Origin of the sequence: Pseudomonas sp. LJDD11, assembly GCF_024584215.1 — a bacterium.
Classification (GTDB): Bacteria; Pseudomonadota; Gammaproteobacteria; order Pseudomonadales; family Pseudomonadaceae; genus Aquipseudomonas.
Window position 1 is genome coordinate 61526 of the sequence record NZ_JANJFL010000017.1, and the last position, 17785, is coordinate 79310.

Consider the following 17785-nt stretch of genomic DNA (forward strand, 5'->3'; position numbering starts at 1 on the left):
CAACCGATCCCTCCCCTCTCATGCCCAGGGACGTTTACAGGAAGTCACGATGTACCGAGGCCAGAAAATTGCAGTCGTCATTCCCAGCTATAAGGTCCGCAACCAGATCCTGGGAGTCATCAGCAGCATAGGCCCGGAGGTGACGGCCATCTTCGTCGTCGATGACTGCTGCCCGGACCATAGCGGTGATTTCGTGACGGCCAATGTCCAGGACGAACGCGTCACGGTTGTTCGCCATGAGCAAAACCAGGGTGTTGGCGGCGCCGTGATGACCGGCTACCAGGCGGCCATCGACGCCGGCATGGACATCATCGTCAAGATCGACGGCGACGGGCAGATGGACCCCAGCCTGATCGGCAACTTCGTCAAGCCGATCATTGACGGTGAGGCCGATTACACCAAGGGCAACCGTTTCTACGACCTTGAAGAAATCAGCGCCATGCCCAAGATCCGGCTGTTCGGCAATGCTGTGCTGTCATTCATGACCAAGATCTCGTCCGGTTACTGGGGGCTGTTCGACCCCACCAATGGCTATACGGCCATTCATCGTGACGTGGCCCGGCACTTGCCGTTTCGCAAGATCAGCCGCCGCTATTTCTTTGAGACCGACATGCTGTTCCGGCTCAATACCCTGCGCGCGGTGGTCGAAGACATTCCCATGGACGCCAAGTACGGGGATGAAGAAAGCAACCTGAAGATCTCGAAGATCGTCGGCGAGTTCCTGGCCAAGCACTCGCGCAACTTCGTCAAACGCATCTTTTACAACTACTACCTGCGCGACATGTCGCTGGCCTCGATCGAGATGCCTATGGGCGTGCTGATGGTCCTGTTCGGCACCCTGTTCGGCGGTTATCACTGGATCGCTTCGTGGGGCTCAGGCACCGTGACGCCGGTGGGCACGGTCATGCTCTCGGCCATGCCGATCATCATCGGTATCCAGCTGGTTCTGGCATTTCTGGCCTACGACATTTCGTCCGTGCCACAACGCCCCATCCACCCGAAATACTCACGTGCGCCCGCGAAGGACATTTGAATGTCGCTGTCCCAGATCCTGTTTATTTCCCTGACTGTCATCGCCCTGTCGACCGGGCAGATCCTGTTCAAACAGGCCTCCACGACCCTGGAGTTCACGCTGGCCGGGCTGTGGGATGCGGCGTTCAATATCAAATTGATCATCGCCCTGGTGGTGTATGCCGGGGCCACGGTGCTATGGCTGATGGCGCTCAAGCACACGCCCTTGAACCTGGCCTACCCGTTCATGGCCATGGCTTTTTTCATCGTACCGATCCTGGCGCATTTCTTTTTGGGTGAAAGCCTGAACTGGAACACCTTCGCCGGCGCTTTGATCATCGCCGTCGGTGTCTGGGTATCGGTGTTTCAGTAGACCGCACCGGCCTTGAGTGCCCGACAAAGCTCCCGTGGCCGCGAGCAAGCCCGCTCCTACTGCTAACCAAACAGCATTGGACAGACATAACGTCCGAGGTACAGATGCATATCAAACAACAAGGAAGTCCACGGCTGATCGGCACGCTGGTATTTCTGGCTGTCGCGCTCTTCATTTTTCTGCTGCTCAAGAACAGCGGTCTTTATCCGCGCATCTTTGGCGATGAGTACACCTACTCGCTGTATTCACGCCTGATTCCCTTCTCCGACTCGAAGATTCCAGGCTATCTGTACCTGGCGATTTATCGCTTTACCAGCCACTGCGGTGTCGACTTCCTGAGTTGCGCACGGATCTTCAACGCGCTGTTCTTTGTCGGGGCGGCGCCGTTCATCTATCTGGTTGCCCGAAAGATCGCCAACCCACTGCCAGCCGCCTGGGTCACGGGCCTGACACTGCTGGGACCCATCAATCTCTATACCGCCCACTACATGCCGGAGGCGCTGTACTTCTTCGGTTTCTGGCTGCTGGTGTGGGTTGTCCTGCGGGCCCGTCTTGAGGCCATGGGCGACTGGCTGCTGGTCGGCCTGGTGTTCGGCTGCACGGCGCTGATCAAGCCACACTCGCTGCTGTTTGCCCCTGCGATGCTGGTGTACATCGGTTATTTGAGCATCACCGCCCCGCAGCACGGGCTGCGCCTGGCCTTGCGCAACCTGGCGGCCTTTGCCGTCACTGCTGCGCTGGCCAAATTTCTGATCAGCTATCTGCTGGCCGGCAGCGCCGGCCTGACTCTGTTTGGCACCTCCTACGGTGAAATCGTCGACTCCACGACCACCCCGGGCCGCTCGCACATCGATCTGCTGCTGCGCGCGCTGAGCAGTGTCCAGGGGCACCTGCTGGCCATGTGTCTGATGCTTGGCCTGCCCATGGCCATCACCGTAGGCGTAGTCGTCAAGGCGCTGTTGAACAAGGTCCCGGCCGGCGATCACCGCAACATTGCCCTGTTCACCACGCTGGTGCTGGGCAACCTGATCGCCGTGGTGGCGCTGTTCAGCGCGTCGGTTTCGGGGTCCGGACCTTTTGAAAGCGTATCCCGGCTGCATATGCGCTATTACGACTTCGCCTTTGCCTTGCTGCTGATCCTGGTGCTTGCGCAAGCGCATTTCCCGGTGCAAATCCCGCGCAAATGGCGTGCCCTGCTGGCCCTGATTGTCGGCCTGCCGGCGTTGTATGCGCTCTATACCCATATGCTGCCCTACACGCCGTATTACACCGACAGCCCGGAGCTGCGCGGCTTCACGGAAAAGAAAGGCGCGTTCCATGTACTGGGCGTCCTGTCAGTGCTGTGCATCGCCCTGTGGGTGTACTCGGTTCAGGCTGCCGGGCGCGTTTTTCTTTATGCATTCATGCCATTGGCCGTGGTCATCACCTCGGTCAACGCCACCCTGATCCAGCGTCAGGCACTGCTGCCGGACGCCGCTGACCGCGCTGGCGAGTTCACCCGCCAATACCTGAGTGCCGAAGAACGTGGCCGGTTGCTGATCGTCAATGCAGATCTGGGGGCGGCCTTTCGCTCGATGTTCTATATGGATCACCCACGCACCTGGGTGCGGGGCATCGAACCGGGGGCAGCCTTCGACATGCAGTCCATGCCACCAGACAAGGACTGGGTACTGGTGGTCGGCGCCAATCCTATTATTGGCAAGCACTCGGTCAAGCTCCCGATGTCGGGCTTTACCCTGGCGCGCGTGGGCGGGCCAATTGCCCTGAATTTCTCAGCCGGCAGTTGGGCGGGCATCATCAGCAGCACTCAAGGGCTGTCGACAGCAGAGTCCTGGGGCACTTGGTCCGCAGCCGATGAGGTCACCCTGGAGTTCATGCGGCCATTGCCGGCACGTTTCAAACTGGACCTGATTGCCCATGCCTTCGGCCCCAACGTCGGCAAGTCGTTTGTGCTGCAGGTAGGCGAGCAACGAATCCCCTTTGAAGTCGGCGCCATTGATGAGCACAAGGTGTTTGAAATCGACAACCCTTCCGGCTCGCATACCCTGACCATCGAAGTGCCTGAAGCCCGTTCGCCGAAACAACTGGGTATTGCCGAAGACACCCGCCTGCTGGGGATCGGCCTGAACCGTCTGAGTATCGAACCGTTGTAGGCCAGACAGTATGTTTTGCCTGGCTTGGCCTCTTCACGAGCTAGCTCGTTCCCACCGTATTTCAAGGCAGGATTGAGGTGGGGGCCAACTTGATAACGGATAGGGGCTTATGAAACCGGGGGGCAAGACTGTGGTCTTACCCCCCGGTTTTGCTTTAACGCTCACGATCAGCAGCGGCCGGAACAGCACCTTGTCCTGTTACACTGTCGCGATTGCAAAAACACGATCATGGCCTAATGAAGCCGCCACCCGTTTGGGTTAGTCTGCGCGCCCCTGATCCAATCTCCCCATGCGTTGTACTGGCAATCCGGTCAACCAGGAATGAATCCCCTAATTAAAGAGTTGCATGCATGCTTGAAGTGGAAAACGTCTGCAAGGAGTTCAAGCTCTATAACAGACCCTGGCACAGACTGAAGGAAATCGTCCTGCGCCGCAGTTTCCACCGTACCCACAGGGCGCTGGACGGTATTTCGTTCACGGTGGCCAAAGGTGAGACCTTGGGCATTCTGGGGCGCAACGGCGCCGGTAAATCGACCCTGCTGAAAATGCTCAACGGCGTATTGCTGCCCGACGCCGGTCAGATCCGCCTCAGCGGCCGGGTCACCGGCCTGCTGGAGCTGGGTACCGGTTTCGACCCCAACCTCAGCGGTATGCAGAACATTGTCGGTAACGGCCTGTTGCTGGGCATGACCCGCGAGCAGATCGAAGAACGCCGCCAGGCCATCGTCGAGTTCTCCGAACTGGGCCAGTTCATCCATGAGCCGATCCGCACCTACTCCTCGGGCATGAACATGCGTCTGGCGTTCTCTATCGCCATTCACGCCGACCCGGAAACCTTCCTGATCGACGAAGCCCTGTCGGTGGGCGACGGTCACTTCCAGCAGAAGTGCATGCGCCGTATCAAGGAATTCCGGGCCAACGGCGGCTCGATCATCTTTGTTTCCCATGACCTCAACGCGGTGAAGATGATCTGCGATCGCGCCATCGTGCTCAGCGAAGGCAAGGTGGTCGCTGATGGCAACCCGGAAGATGCGGTCAACGTCTATAACCAGTTGCTCGGTGCCGACGACGACGATTACAAAGAGCGTCTTGAGGTAGAGCGCAACGGCTACGGCACACGTCAGGCCACCATGGAAAACGTGGTGTTCAAGGGCCTGCACTCGCAAGGCACCATTCTGGCCAGTGGCGACACCGGCACGCTGGACGTGACAATCGCGGCCACTGAGGATCTGCCGGACGTAGCCTTGGGGCTGATGGTCCGCGATCGCTTCGGTCAGGATGTGTTCGGCACCAACAGCCACTATCTGAACCACCCCATCGCCATGCGCGCCGGTGAACGCAAGACCTTGCGTTACAGCTTCCCGATGCGCCTGGCGCCGGGCAAGTACACCATTACCCTGGCACTGCATGACGGGGCCGACCACACGGTCAATTGCTACCACTGGCACGACAACGCCGTCGTTTTTGAAGTAGCGGGCATCACCGGGACCTTCTTTGGCGGCATTTGTGACCTGGCAGCAACGCTGGAAGAACAGCCGGCCTCAACCGATACATTTCACGGAACGCTAAGTAATGCTAATACCCAATAACCCCGACCTCGACTTCCAGGAACTCAACCGCCGCATCGAGGACGAGGTCGAGCGTTACAAGCTCAACAAGGACACCAAGGCGCTGCCGGCCTTTGATCCGTCCCCTGCCGGAATGGCTGACCGCCCCTATGGCTGGGGCCAACTGGTCCAGCTCGAAGATGAAGCTCTGGTGCGCGCCGCCTACCCGACCCTGCTGGGCCGCAAGGCCGAAGCCGCCGAGCTGCAACACTCGCTGCACAAGCTGCGCTCGGGCTGGGACAAGTTCGAAGTCCTGGCCGAGCTGCGTGACAGCCCCGAAGGCGTGGCCCATAACGCCGAGGTCCACGGCCTGCGCCGCGCCCGCCTGAAAAACCGCCTGCGCCGCATTCCGGTACTGGGCAAGCTGATTCTTACCGCCTACGGCCTGCTGCAAACCGAACAGCGCAACCGCTACTACGTGGCGCGCCTGGACCTGCTGGCCCGCCAGAGCCGGCACCAGAGCACGGTCTATCACCAGCAGCTCCATGAGCGGATGGTGGCCCAGCAAGAGCAAGACAAGTACCTCAAAGAACAGCAAAAAACGCTCGATGAGCACTTCCTGGCCCTGCAGCAGCAAAGCCAGACCCTGCAACTGCAGAACGAGCTGATCACCCAGCTCAAGGATGAGTTGCAACAGTCCAAAAGCGTCCAGCAAGAATTGCGCGCCCGCCTGCACCAGGTCGAGCGCCAGCCACGTCCACCGGTGGCCACCGTGCCTGCGGGCCAGGCCCCTGCCCAGCCCGCCGCCAATGACGCGCCGGCGCAACATCAGAGCGGCATCCCGGACAGCTTCTACCTGGCCTTTGAAAATCGCTTCCGTGGCGATGCCGAGACCATTCGTGAGCGCCAGTCCTATTACCTGCCGATCATTGACAGTATCGAGCCGCTCAAGGCCGGCCTGCCGCTGGTCGACATCGGTTGCGGCCGTGGTGAATGGCTGCAGCAACTGCCTGAGCACTGCGCGCGGATTGGCATCGACCTCAACTCGATGAACGTCCAGACCTGCCAGGATCAAGGCCTGACCGCTTACCAGCAAGACGCTCTGGTGTGGCTGGCCAACCAGCCGGAAAACAGCGTGGCCGCGGTCAGCGCCTTCCACGTCATCGAACACCTGACCTTCGAGCAGTTCAACGTCCTGCTCGATGAGTGTCTGCGTGTCCTGGCGCCAGGCGGCATGATCATTTTCGAGACCCCGAACCCGGAAAACCTCGCCACCGCCGCGCATTACTTCTGGATGGACCCGACTCACCTGTCGCCCCTGCCACCGGCATTCACCGAATTTCTGGTGCAGTACAAAGGCTTTGACCAGGTGCAGATCCATCGCCTGCAACCGATCCCTGAAGAGCATCACATCCACGAAGACAGCGAAACGGCTCGGCGCTGCAACGCCCTGTTCTACGGCCCGCAGGACTACTCCGTGGTTGCCATCAAGGGGGCGGTATGACCCGGCTGCGCATCGACCAGCTCACGCCCAGCGTGGCGGCCGGCGACGGCGTAACCAACGGGTTGCTGTTCACCCAGAGCCTGCTGCGCGAACTGGGCTATGACTCGGACATTTACTGCCATTACATCCCCGAGTCGATGACCGGCAAGGCGCTGCCGGCGACAACCTTCAAGTCCGAAGGCTGTTCGTTGCTGCTGTACCACCACTCGATGGGCCACGACTACGCCCAGTGGCTGTACGAACAGGACTGCCCAAAAGCGCTGGTGTACCACAACATCACGCCACCGGAATTCTTTCCGCCAGACAGCTGGCTGCAACAGTACGCCCTGCTGGGGCTGCGCCAGCTTGAAGAGTGGCGCGAGTTCTTCCCTTACGCGCTGGCCGACTCGCCGCTCAACGAGCGCGAGTTGATCGAAAAGGGCTACACCAATACCAAAACGCTGCCATTGCTGGTCGACACCCGCCGCCTGGAAGGCGAACAGCAACAGCCGGCGTTCATGGCCGACCTGCCTGAAGGCACGATCTTCTATCTGGCGATCGGTCGTCTGGCCGAGAACAAGCGCCAGTACCTGCTGATCGAGGCCTACTACCACCTACGCAAGCTGCAGGCGCAAAGCGGCATCGAGCAGCCACCACAACGGCTGATGCTGGTCGGCGGCACCACCAGCGCCGATTACGCCACCGCCTTGCAGTTCTACATTGATGACCTGGGCCTGAAGGACGAAGTCATCCTGGCCGGTAAATGCTCCGATGCCGAACTGCACTGGATGTACCACAACGCCCATCAGTACTGGTGTGCCAGTGCCCATGAAGGCTTCTGCATGCCGTTGCTCGAAGCGAACTATGCCTCGCTTCCAGTGGTCACACAGGCGCGCTCCAATATCCCGGCCACCCTCGGTGAAGGCGGCCTGCTGCTCGACAGCGACGACCCTCTGGTATTCGCCTCGGCCAGTAACCTGCTCAATACCGAGCCGGGACTGCGCGAAAAAATCATCGCCGCCGGCCATCGCAACCTGCAGCGTTACGAGCACGACGCGCTGAAAACAGAGCTGCAACAATGGCTGGCCCAGCTTGACTGCCTACCCTCTGCTCAAGGAGTGACACTTGATGCCACGCTTGCTACTGACGGGCGCTAACGGTTTCGTTGGCAAGATCCTCACCCAACGCCTGCGTGATGCCGGCTACCACGTGATAGCCCTGAGCAGTAGCGAACCACAGCCTGGCCATGGCGCCGATGAGCACCTGGGCTGCGACATTCGCGATGCACAGGCATTGGCTCAAGCCGTGGCACAGGCCCGGCCCAGCCATGTGGTGCACCTGGCCGCGGTGTCCCATGTGCCGACCAGCTTCAAGGACCCACTGGGCACCTGGCAGACTAACGTGATGGGCAGCATGCATCTGCTTGAAGCCATCCGCCTGCATGCGCCGCAAGCCTTCGTGCTGTTTTCCAGCTCGTCTGAGGTGTACGGCGCAGCCTTCAAGTCTGGCCAGGCCGTGGACGAACACACCCTGTGCCAGCCACTGAACCCGTACGCGGCCAGCAAGGTGGCGGCGGAAAGTGCCTTTGCCGAGTACTTCCGCCAAGGCATCAAAGGCGTGATTGCCCGACCGTTCAACCACATCGGCGCCCAGCAGAGTCCAGACTTCGTCACCGCCTCCTTTGCCCGGCAGATCGCCTTGATCGAAGCCGGCCAGCAAGAGCCGGTACTCAAGGTCGGTAACCTGGAAGCGGCGCGGGATTTTCTGGATGTACAGGACGTGTGCAGCGCCTACATCGAGTTGCTCAAGCTGGCCGACAGCGACAAGGACTACCCGCGGCGCATCAACATCGCCAGCGGTCGTTCGCTGAAGATCAGCCAGGTGCTAGAGCAATTGCTGGCACTGAGCAAAGCCGACATTCAGGTTGCCCAGGATCCTGAACGCTTGCGTCCATCGGACATCCCGATGGCCGTCGGCAACAGCACCGCCCTGACCCAGAGCACCGGCTGGCAACCGCAGATCCCGCTGCAGCAAACCCTGCAAGAACTGCTGGACTACTGGCGCGCACAAGTCTGAAAGACTTCACGACCAAGGTCGTTCCCACCTCAATTCTGATCTGAAATACGGTGGGAACGAGCTAGCTCGTGAAGAGGCCAGACCAGACACAACACATGCAGCGCCCGCCCCATAGCCTTCACGACCAAGGTCGTTCCCACCTCAATTCTGATCTGAAATACGGTGGGAACGAGCTAGCTCGTGAAAGGGCCAGGCCAGACACAACACATGCATTGCCCGCCCCATAGCCTTCACGACCAAGGTCGTTCCCACCTCAATTCTGATCTGAAATACGGTGGGAACGAGCTAGCTCGTGAAAGGGCCAGGCCAGACACAACACATGCATTGCCCGACCCATAACCTTCGCAACCAAGCTCGCGCCTACAGGCGGTTGATGAACTGCTCAAAATCCGGAGCCAATAGCATATTGCCGTGGCCGCTGACGTGGTCGGCGTCGTAGAACAACGGGCGGCCATCACGTTCGACCTGGCAATCGGACTCCGGGCACAGCACTGGCAGCGGGTCCCAGACACTCACCGCCGGCATCTGCCCGACCAGCCGCCCGAGTATCTCGGTGACCGGCTGGCGATAGGTCTGCATCTCGTCCCTTTTGACACTGCGCCCATAACTGCAGATCGGGTTGTTGTGATCAAACCAGTTGGCACAGCGGAACGGTGGAATCTCAAAGATCGGTTTGGGCGCCTCAAACACCAGCCTTACTCCCTTTTCAGCCAACGGGGCCAACCATTGCGGGGCTTCGGCTTCGAGCCGCTGGCGGCCGCTGACAGCCTGCTCGCCGAACATCTCGGCCATGGTCTTGCTGCGGGCAAAGTGCTCGAATTGATCAGAAAATCGCGACAACCGCAGTGAAGGCATGAATAACACATCGCCCGCCTGCACCTTGCCGGTGATGTCCTGCAACGCCGCCAGGCTGTTGGCGCGGCATGCTTCGCTCTCACGAATGGCCTGGAAGCTCATGAACGGGCAACCACCATTGTTATACAGCCGCACCTGCACACCGGTGTCCATCACCAGCTTGCTGAGCATCGGAATGTAGGCCATTGCATGTGAATCACCGACCACATAAAGCGTGAAAGGCCACTGCACCGGCCGGTCGCAACCGCCGCGGCTGTAGCTCAGCACCCGATTGCCGGCCACCAGGCTATCGCTGGCCTGAGCCACACAGCCCGGGGCTGCATCACTGTGCGGGCGGCTGTAGGGATACCAGTCGAGCGGGTGCTGCGACACGGTGTTCAGGGTCAGTTGCGGTTGCGACTTTACCGTCCACTTGTACCCACCCCAGGCACCCGCCAGCGCCAGCAAGCCCAAACTGATGACCGCCAGATTGGGTGACCTGTCGAGCAGCGGCCGACGGCGCAGCGGTACTTCAATAATCCGGTAGGAGAACACCGCCAGCACCGTGCTCAACAACACCGCCGCCAACTGCGAGGGCAACGACTCCAGACCGACCGTCCAGCGCATCAGCACAAACACCGGCCAGTGCCACAGGTAAAGGGAATAGGAGACCTTGCCGATGGCTACCGGCAGCCAATGGCTGAGCGCACCGGTGAGCAGATCGCCCTGGCGACCATGACCGAAAACCAGTACGCACAACAGCCCGGCCACAGCCGGTAGCGCCCCAGGAAATGGAAATTGCGCCGGTTGCGACACCCACAGCGCATAGCCGATCAACCCCAGCCCCAGCAGCACCCCGGCACTGGACAATGCAGTGGCCGGGCGCGGGCTGTTCACCCGCCCGCTGTAGGCCATGGCCTGGTAACACAACACCCCGGCGGCCAGCTCCCAGAAGCGCGGCGCGAGCATGTAAAACATCTGCGTCTCACGCCCGGCGGCAAACCCCCAGGCCCATACCAGCGAAGCCACCAGCCCGGCGACGAACAGCCCGACCGAGAGCCAGCGCAGTCGGGCAAACGCCACCCAGACAAAGAACAGGATCGGGAACACAAAGTAGAACTGCTCCTCGACCCCCAGCGACCAGGTATGGGTGAACGGGTTGAAGTCAGTCTTGGGCGAGAAGTAAGCGTTGCCGGTGTCGGCCAGAATGAAATTGCTCAGCCCGAATAGCGCGAACAAGCCGGTCTTTTCGTTGCTGTCACTGAGCCACGACGCAGGAATGAACAGCGCTGACACCAGTCCGGTGACCAGCACACAAAACAGCAGCGCCGGCAGAATCCGGCGCATCCGCCGGGCATAAAAGGTGGTGACGAAGGTGAAAAAGTGGCGGCCCTGGAAGTTCGCCATCGAGCTGGAAACGACAAACCCCGAAATCACGAAAAACACGTCGACCCCGGCAAAGCCACCGGGCAGATAGCTGTCCTTAAGGTGGTAGAGAATCACCGCGATGACAGCAATGGCGCGCAGGCCATCAATGTAAGGGTAATGGACCTGACGCTGGGCTGGAGGGGTCATGAATAACGCAAATGCCTGATGGGGTGAACCGGACACGTCTTGGAGAACAGGTCCCCTTGCGCCCTGCAGTGAACACCGCAAGAACCGGTTACTTATTTTAAAAAGTCGACACCATATCGGCAGAGGCAGTCTGTGGCAAATTGACAAAGCAGCGGATTTTGCTGAGTTCGAGCACTATCAAGTGTTTTTTCAAGGTGTCTGTCCCCTGAAACCGTTTCGTCAAAATGGCTTGCTAGGGTCGCGTATCCATTTTGATACCGAGTGCAGACCCCATGGCCACCACCTCCGAATCGATCACTTCCTATTACAAGAACATTCTTGGCCGTGAACCCGATGCCGGCGGGCTCGCCTATTGGGTTGCACAGGTGGAAGCAGGCTTGAAGCTTTCAGACGTGGTGAGCAGCTTCACCACCTCAACTGAAGCCGTCAGCACGGTACAGCCAATCATCGCCCTGTATCAGGCCGCTTTTGGCCGCACCCCGGACACCGGCGGCCTGCAGTACTGGGTCGCACAGGTGCAAAGTGGCATGTCGCTGGCTGACGTCACCCAGGCATTTACCCAGTCCAGCGAATTCGCCACGGTGTCAGCCGGGTCGCCCACGCAGTTCATTACCGCCCTGTACCAGAACACCCTGGGCCGCGCGCCAGATGCTGGCGGCCTGGCTTACTGGGTCGAACAAATGGCCAACGGCAGCAGCCCGCTCAACCTGCTGGCATCCTTCACGGCCTCGCCTGAAGGGCAAAGCGTCACTGGCGACAAAGCCCAAGTCGTATTGGCCTATCAAGGCGTATTCGGCCGCTCACCGACCACCACTGAACTCACCAACGCCCTGCAATCCAAAGGTTCGTTAAGCACGGTTGAACTGATCAATAACCTGGCCGGCAACCTGATCAGCAATGGCGACCCGGTCACCCCGACGCCAACCACGCCGACCACCCCCACAACGCCACAGCCGACCGAATTGACCTTCAAGCCCATGGCCGACAGCACCTTTGGTTCGTCCGATGCGTCCGGGGTCATCAGTTGGGGCAACTACATCATCGTCGGCGATGACGAAGCCAACGTCGTGCGGGTCTACGAAAAGAGCGGCGGCGTGGCAGTCAGCGAATTCGACTACGGCTCAGCGCTGGGACTCTCGGGAGAGATGGACTTCGAAGCCATGACCCTGGTTGGCGACACCCTGTACCTGACCGGCTCGCACAGCAACAACAAACGAGGCGAAGAAGCCGCGGGCCGGGAAGTACTGACCAGCCTGAAAATCACCAGCGTCGACGGCAAGCCGAGCTTCACCGTGACCAGCGATAAATACACCGGTCTGGTGGCCGCCTTGAGCGCCTGGGATGCCGCCGGCACCAATGGCCAGCCTGCGGGCTACTACGGCTTCGCCAACTCGGCAGGCGCCGGTATCGCGCCGGAGAACACCAACGGCTTTTCCATTGAAGGCATGACCACCTCCCAGGACAACAGCGCCCTGTGGCTGGGTTTCCGGGCGCCGCAGATGGACACCGGCCTGCGCGACAAAGCGCTGATCATCGCCGTGAACAATTACCAGCAGGTTCTGGCCGATAACAGCGTGACCCCGACCTTTACCGCCATCGAACTGAACCTGGGCGGGCGTGGCATTCGTTCGATCGACAAAGCGGCCGATGGCAGCGGCTACCTGATCATCGCCGGGCCCTCGGGCACCGCCAGTGCCGAGGTGACCCACGATTTCCGGCTGTTCACCTGGGATGGCGACAGCACTCATCAACCGGTGCAACTGGACAACAACCTCGATGCCCTGCTCAAGGCCACCGGCGGCAGCTTCGAGTCCATCGCCTCGCCGGCCAGCATCAAGGCCGGTACTCAGGTACTGCTGCTGCAAGACAACGGCGACACCGTGTGGGACGGCCAGAAAGAGGTATCCAAAGACCTCGACCCGGCCGACCAGCAATTCAAAGGCAACCTGGTGACCCTGGGCCAACCGCTCACCGACATCAGCGCCCCGACCCTGGTCAAAAGCACACCAGAAAACGCCAGCAACGAGGTGTCGGCAAAAACCTCCAGCATCACCCTGATCTTTGATGAAGGCATCGCGCTGGGCAGCAGCAGCATCGTGCTCAAGAACGGCAACGGCAGCCCTCTGGACGCGACCGTCACTACTGATTTCAACAAACTGGTCATCACCCCGACCGCCAAACTGACCGCCAACACCCAGTACAGCGTCGAGCTGCAGAGCGGTGCGGTGCTCGACCACTACAACAATGCGCTGGCCGCGCAGAGCATCAGCTTCACGACCGGCGAGGTGCCGCACTACAACCTGCTGATCAGCGAAGTGAACTCCAATGCCACGGGCGGTGATTTCATCGAGCTGTACAACTACGGCTCCAGCACGATCGACCTGTCCAACTGGAAATTCACCGACTCGGGTGACAAGACCTTCGCCAAGGCGGTTTCGCTGGGCAGCGACCTGCAGATCGAAGCGGGCCAGACCCTGGTGATCGCCTCGGTCAAGGACGCGGGGTTCGATGCATTCCTGACGGCCTGGGGGCTGACGGGCAGCAGCAATGTCATCAGCGTGGATGGCCCTGGCCTGGGCAAGGCAGACGGCGTGGTGATCTACGACCAGAACGGCAACGTAGCGACGGCGTTCAACTACGGCACGGCGGCATTCGATGCTGACGGAACGAGCATTGCCACGTCTGCGATCAGCAGCGGCACGGTCAAGGCTTCCAGCCATGCCGGTGTGGCCTTCGGCGGCTCCAAGGAAGGTTACTCGGCGGTCTGGGACCAGACTTCGACCGCTGAACCCCGATACACCTTCGCCAAAGCCGATGCCTTGGGTGGCTATGCCCAAACAGCAGATGCCAACTCCATTGGCTCGCCGGGCGTCGCCATTACTCTGGTCGGCCAGCCGATCGAGTAACCCGACCAAACCCCGCCGCCTGTTCAGACGGCGGGGCCCACGAGGCACAAGGTTGGCCTGAAGCTGTCAGGCCGGCAGCCCCTCCTTCTCGACGTCGCGACATGCTGCAGGCCACTGGTCCAGGACCTGGTCCAATACCAGATGCGCCTGGGTAATCAGGTGCATCGAAGCCATGGCCAGATGACGCGCCGGGCCTTGCAGGTTATCCGCGCTCTCATAGGCCGTGGCCGTGGCACAACGCAACAACTCCACAGCATGCGCCACGCGGCATTCGAGATTAGTGAGGGGGAAATCAGGGGGTGGATCAGGGACGATCTTTTTCATGGTTAAAACTCCGATTCGTTACATGGAGTCGTCACCCATTGCTACCAAACGCCGGGCGGCGACCGTGCACAAGTTGGTAGAACCGGTAATCGGCACCCGGTGCGTCCGAAGACGCCATGCGCACGGCCGCCATAAACGGCAGGCCGTAAAAGAGCGCCTCTTAGAAGGAGACGCCTTGCGCCGATTAACATCAGGTCTACCAAACCAGGCCGCTGGATTTACAGCGACGGCGAGAGGGTAGTAGCCGAAGTTCACAGGCACAAGCGGTCCGGATTTTCTCGGAAATGTCCTTCAAGAGAAAGAGCGGCGTCTTGCAATCACCGCCAGAAACAGGCCGAAACGTCGTGCGACCTGACCGAAAAACAACCAATTACTCACACCCATCCCAGTCATGGCCTGAAACACAGTGGGATCAAAAACCCATTCACGACCAAGGTCGTTCCCACCTTTAATCCTGATCTGAAATCCGGTAATGCCCACCCCAATGCTGACCTGAAATCCGGCGGCTATCACCCCGATCCTGCCTTGAAATACGGTGGGAACGAGCTCGCTCGTGAACAGGCCAGTCCAGTCACAGCCCATGTACCGCCTGACCAAAAGCCTTCACGACCAAGGTCGTTCCCACCTTTGATCCTGATCTGAAATCCGGTAGCTATCACCCCGATCCTGCCTTGAAATACGGTGGGAACGAGCTCGCTCGTGAACAGGCCAGCTCAGACACAGCAGATCTACCCCGTTACAGATCCCTATCACACCCACACCGCATCCCACAGCGGATAATCCCCTACCCGCTCAACCAGCCCCGCCCGCAGGGGGTTGGCGACGATGTAACGAGCCAAACGCACCAGGTCATCCTCAGACCGCACGCCAGAATCATGAAAACCAACCTGCCACAGTTGCCCATTGCTGCCACGCGCCTTGTTAACCGCAATGGCACTGCACGACTTGACCCGCTGCACCACCTGAGCCAGTGAGCCTTCACGCAGCACCAGCAACCAGTGCAGATGATCCGGCATCACCACCCAAGCCAGGCTATCGGCCAACCCAAGGGCTTGTGCCTGGCGCAGCTCAGCGACCAGCAGGCGCCCCACACGCCAGTCGCTGAACACCGGTATCCGGTCATGCACAGTGGTCGTGATCATGTAGGCATGCCCGAGCCCGGAAAACCGTCCTTTGCGCAGGCTGTGTGCATGAGCCTTATCCGACATGATCAGTGCCTCCTGAAGGTGGAGGCTGACCTTATCGGCAGATTGCGGTTTGGAGCGGGTCAGGGTTTGACTGGATTTTTCAGGGAGTTTGGGTGATTCGGTAGTGTTCCGCTGGCTTATAGACGCAATGGTTCGGAATACCGTTTTAGCGAGAGGTTCGCTCGTACAGCAGTCTGTAAGACGAAGGGGTTGAGTACCGACAAACATGCCCCCCCTCAGACCAGAACTAAACGCGAATACAGCCAAGAGATAAAATCCCCTAAATTAGAATCGATCATTTTTTGATCATTTTTCTCTAGGTTATCCACAGGCTAGACAAGCTAGCCAAGAGATAAAACCAAGGTAAATAGGCTGAAGCCGGGAGATAAATTGCGGTTTATTCAGTTGGAGCAGCCAGGAAAGCGTTCATTTCACACTCAAGCCGGGAGATAAAAACGCGATAAAAATCTGACGTCGAGAGATAAAAACGCGCTAACCCCTGAGATAAAACCTCGTTAATCCCAGAGAAAAAACGCCTTATATTCAGGATTTCGCCCAGTAAATACGGGAATTTCAGCTCTCTCTTCTTTTATTTCTTTTTATTCTTTCCTTTAAAAAGCTTTTATATATAGCGCGGCGCCAGCGTCCGTCATACCCGGAAGCACATGTTTCTGTGGTTGGGATGCTCTCAATATGAGCCAAAGCTGGAGATTGGGTGCATGGCAGTTCTTCATTATCCAGGACATGAAAGCTATAGGCCTTGTACTGCGTGGTTTGTAGGAATATTCACTGATTTATCTCCGGGACTGGAAAGGCCAAAAATCGTGCCTAAGAAAAAACGAGCGAATTGTTTCAGCATACTGAAAATAGAAAGCCAGGCGGGCTGCGGGTTTCAGCCGAGTTGGCATGCTTGAAGAGGCGGAATATCGCCTATTTTTTCTCCGGGATACCCCCTCGCGGACCTCTCAGACCCGTTGCGTTATGCAAGCTCGGGCTATAGGGTTTCGCGCTTCGAACCTGTGCACGGGTGGCGCAATGGAAGCGACAAACACCGCCAGAACCTCATTGATACCGAGTGCAAAGCTGTACAGTCGCCATGACGAAAAACTCATACCGGCTGAGCCTGTAGCGGCAGAGCATAAACCCGTCGTAGCACTGGACCTGTTCGGCAGCTTTCTGGCTAACAGCACTGAAGAGGCCAAGCGCTACGGGAATGTGCTCGGCGTGTGGGACCAGATCCCCAAGTTTTCTGCAGAGCACCTGAACACCAAAGACGGCCAGGTTCCGGATGCCCACCAAGTGGATTTTCAAATCAACGGCCAGACAGCGAAGCTGACCTTGTTTCCTGGGACTTTCTTCCCAACACAACAAAGTAAGGCGATGCGCCGATACCCCGGCGTAAAGGAACAGTTGGTCGAGCAAGCGCTGATCCATCATGCGTCCCTTCAAGGTGAAGAGCACATCGCCGATGGAGGCACCTGCTACTCCGTCACGTTCACCATCAGTGCCTTGGGGCGGCAGCTCAACGCCATGGGCAGCACCATGAGTAACACGCAGATCCGTCAGGCCCTGGAAGTGCTCTCCAGCTCGGTCATGACGCTTTCATACGGCGAAGGTTTAAAACGAAGAAATCGGGATACCATTTTTTCATCTTTTGACCATAACGCCACTCGCAGAGAAAGTGGCAACAACGGGAATGATATCTGGCGGGTCAGGTTTCATGCTCTGGTGGTCCAGTCGATCCTCAAGGTCACATATCGACAGTATCCAATCAGCCACCTGAAGCATTACAGCCCCGTAGGCGCTGCGCTGTTGCGCAGGATTCATTACATCGCGACCAACGTCTCGGAAGAACAGCCCTATAAATTCCGGATTACGGAAATGAAAATGATCACCGCCGGTTTGAATCACATCCGGCTGGCGGGCAGCATGCAGGCGCTCAGGAAGGAACTGGAGCGGATGCAGGCAGATCAGTACCTGAGCCGCTTTACGATCGAGGATATGTTCCCGCCGGTTCGTGGTCGTGGCCGCCCGGTACCGATTGATTATCGCGTGACGCTTTATCCAGGTCCGCAGTGGATCAAGAACATGAAAGCCGGCTCGATGCGTCAGAACATTATTGAGCAGTGTCTGGGCCACCCTCGCAGCAAGCGTCATGAGCGACAGCAGCACATGACGCTCTTGCCGCCGAACGTTTGAAAATGGCCCACGAAGAAACCTGTAAATCCAATACTCTCATCGAGGAGTATTACCCGCAGTCATGGGCTACGCAGCACTGATTTTGCGGCAATTATTTATAGATTAAGAAACATCCTA

13 protein-coding genes are annotated in these 17785 nt (G+C 58.9%); 9 read left to right on the forward strand and 4 right to left on the reverse strand.

The features are described from left to right. Positions 1-49 precede the first annotated feature (49 nt). The 7 genes from NRB16_RS19030 to NRB16_RS19060 all read left to right on the forward strand — a co-directional run bounded on the left by NRB16_RS19030 (position 50) and on the right by NRB16_RS19060 (position 8643). Positions 50-1033: a glycosyltransferase family 2 protein gene (locus tag NRB16_RS19030; protein WP_257106679.1), complete on the forward strand. Its 984-nt coding sequence runs from the start codon at positions 50-52 to the stop codon at positions 1031-1033. After that, positions 1034-1384 (forward strand): EamA family transporter, encoded by a 351-nt coding sequence (locus NRB16_RS19035; RefSeq protein ID WP_045492974.1) that lies wholly within the window; start codon positions 1034-1036, stop codon positions 1382-1384. Between the two features lie 104 nt (positions 1385-1488). Then, on the forward strand, positions 1489-3537 hold the full coding sequence (locus tag NRB16_RS19040) for a hypothetical protein (protein ID WP_257106680.1): 2049 nt from the start codon (positions 1489-1491) through the stop codon (positions 3535-3537). A gap of 350 nt (positions 3538-3887) precedes the next feature. Beyond that, positions 3888-5126, forward strand: a complete 1239-nt coding sequence (locus NRB16_RS19045; protein ID WP_253142621.1) for an ABC transporter ATP-binding protein — start codon at positions 3888-3890, stop codon at positions 5124-5126. Beyond that, entirely contained in the window at positions 5110-6588 is a 1479-nt protein-coding gene (locus NRB16_RS19050; RefSeq protein WP_052483552.1) for a methyltransferase domain-containing protein, read from the forward strand. Before NRB16_RS19045 ends, NRB16_RS19050 begins: the two co-directional genes overlap by 17 nt. After that, positions 6585-7724: a glycosyltransferase gene (locus tag NRB16_RS19055; RefSeq protein WP_045492989.1), complete on the forward strand. Its 1140-nt coding sequence runs from the start codon at positions 6585-6587 to the stop codon at positions 7722-7724. Before NRB16_RS19050 ends, NRB16_RS19055 begins: the two co-directional genes overlap by 4 nt. Then, a complete protein-coding gene (locus tag NRB16_RS19060) occupies positions 7696-8643 on the forward strand; it encodes a GDP-mannose 4,6-dehydratase (protein ID WP_253142620.1) in 948 nt (315 codons plus the stop codon). The genes NRB16_RS19055 and NRB16_RS19060 overlap by 29 nt, the downstream gene beginning before the upstream one ends. A 360-nt stretch (positions 8644-9003) precedes the next feature. On the opposite strand, the gene NRB16_RS19065 is transcribed toward NRB16_RS19060, so the two are convergent. Further along, the gene (locus NRB16_RS19065) at positions 9004-11052 is read right to left on the reverse strand and encodes an acyltransferase family protein (RefSeq protein ID WP_257106681.1); all 2049 of its coding nucleotides are present in this window, start codon (positions 11050-11052) and stop codon (positions 9004-9006) included. Between the two features lie 272 nt (positions 11053-11324). Between NRB16_RS19065 and NRB16_RS19070 the strand changes: the two genes are divergently transcribed. Next, the gene (locus NRB16_RS19070; protein ID WP_257106682.1) at positions 11325-13958 is read left to right on the forward strand and encodes a DUF3616 domain-containing protein; all 2634 of its coding nucleotides are present in this window, start codon (positions 11325-11327) and stop codon (positions 13956-13958) included. 66 nt (positions 13959-14024) lie between these two features. Here NRB16_RS19070 and NRB16_RS19075 read toward each other — a convergent pair whose 3' ends face one another. The 3 genes from NRB16_RS19075 to NRB16_RS19085 form a co-directional block, all read right to left on the reverse strand. Then, positions 14025-14282, reverse strand: a complete 258-nt coding sequence (locus NRB16_RS19075; protein WP_253142617.1) for a DUF6124 family protein — start codon at positions 14280-14282, stop codon at positions 14025-14027. A gap of 291 nt (positions 14283-14573) precedes the next feature. Continuing rightward, entirely contained in the window at positions 14574-14864 is a 291-nt protein-coding gene (locus NRB16_RS19080) for a hypothetical protein (protein ID WP_257106683.1), read from the reverse strand. 167 nt (positions 14865-15031) lie between these two features. Continuing rightward, positions 15032-15490, reverse strand: coding sequence for a transposase (locus NRB16_RS19085; protein ID WP_257106684.1), 459 nt, complete (start codon positions 15488-15490; stop codon positions 15032-15034). Between the two features lie 1014 nt (positions 15491-16504). Here NRB16_RS19085 and NRB16_RS19090 point away from each other — a divergent pair. After that, entirely contained in the window at positions 16505-17668 is a 1164-nt protein-coding gene (locus tag NRB16_RS19090; RefSeq protein WP_257106685.1) for a hypothetical protein, read from the forward strand. The last annotated feature ends 117 nt before the right edge of the window (positions 17669-17785 follow it).

Bases quoted from the DNA above. Each gene is read 5' to 3' on its own strand.
- NRB16_RS19060 (WP_253142620.1), top strand. From the start codon at position 7,696: ATGCCACGCTTGCTACTGACGGGCGCTAACGGTTTCGTTGGCAAGATC.
- NRB16_RS19090 (WP_257106685.1), top strand. From the start codon at position 16,505: ATGGAAGCGACAAACACCGCCAGAACCTCATTGATACCGAGTGCAAAG.
- NRB16_RS19070 (WP_257106682.1), top strand. From the start codon at position 11,325: ATGGCCACCACCTCCGAATCGATCACTTCCTATTACAAGAACATTCTT.
- NRB16_RS19040 (WP_257106680.1), top strand. From the start codon at position 1,489: ATGCATATCAAACAACAAGGAAGTCCACGGCTGATCGGCACGCTGGTA.
- NRB16_RS19035 (WP_045492974.1), top strand. From the start codon at position 1,034: ATGTCGCTGTCCCAGATCCTGTTTATTTCCCTGACTGTCATCGCCCTG.
- NRB16_RS19055 (WP_045492989.1), top strand. From the start codon at position 6,585: ATGACCCGGCTGCGCATCGACCAGCTCACGCCCAGCGTGGCGGCCGGC.
- NRB16_RS19080 (WP_257106683.1), bottom strand. From the start codon at position 14,864: ATGGGCTGTGACTGGACTGGCCTGTTCACGAGCGAGCTCGTTCCCACC.
- NRB16_RS19050 (WP_052483552.1), top strand. From the start codon at position 5,110: ATGCTAATACCCAATAACCCCGACCTCGACTTCCAGGAACTCAACCGC.
- NRB16_RS19045 (WP_253142621.1), top strand. From the start codon at position 3,888: ATGCTTGAAGTGGAAAACGTCTGCAAGGAGTTCAAGCTCTATAACAGA.
- NRB16_RS19065 (WP_257106681.1), bottom strand. From the start codon at position 11,052: ATGACCCCTCCAGCCCAGCGTCAGGTCCATTACCCTTACATTGATGGC.
- NRB16_RS19030 (WP_257106679.1), top strand. From the start codon at position 50: ATGTACCGAGGCCAGAAAATTGCAGTCGTCATTCCCAGCTATAAGGTC.
- NRB16_RS19075 (WP_253142617.1), bottom strand. From the start codon at position 14,282: ATGAAAAAGATCGTCCCTGATCCACCCCCTGATTTCCCCCTCACTAAT.
- NRB16_RS19085 (WP_257106684.1), bottom strand. From the start codon at position 15,490: ATGTCGGATAAGGCTCATGCACACAGCCTGCGCAAAGGACGGTTTTCC.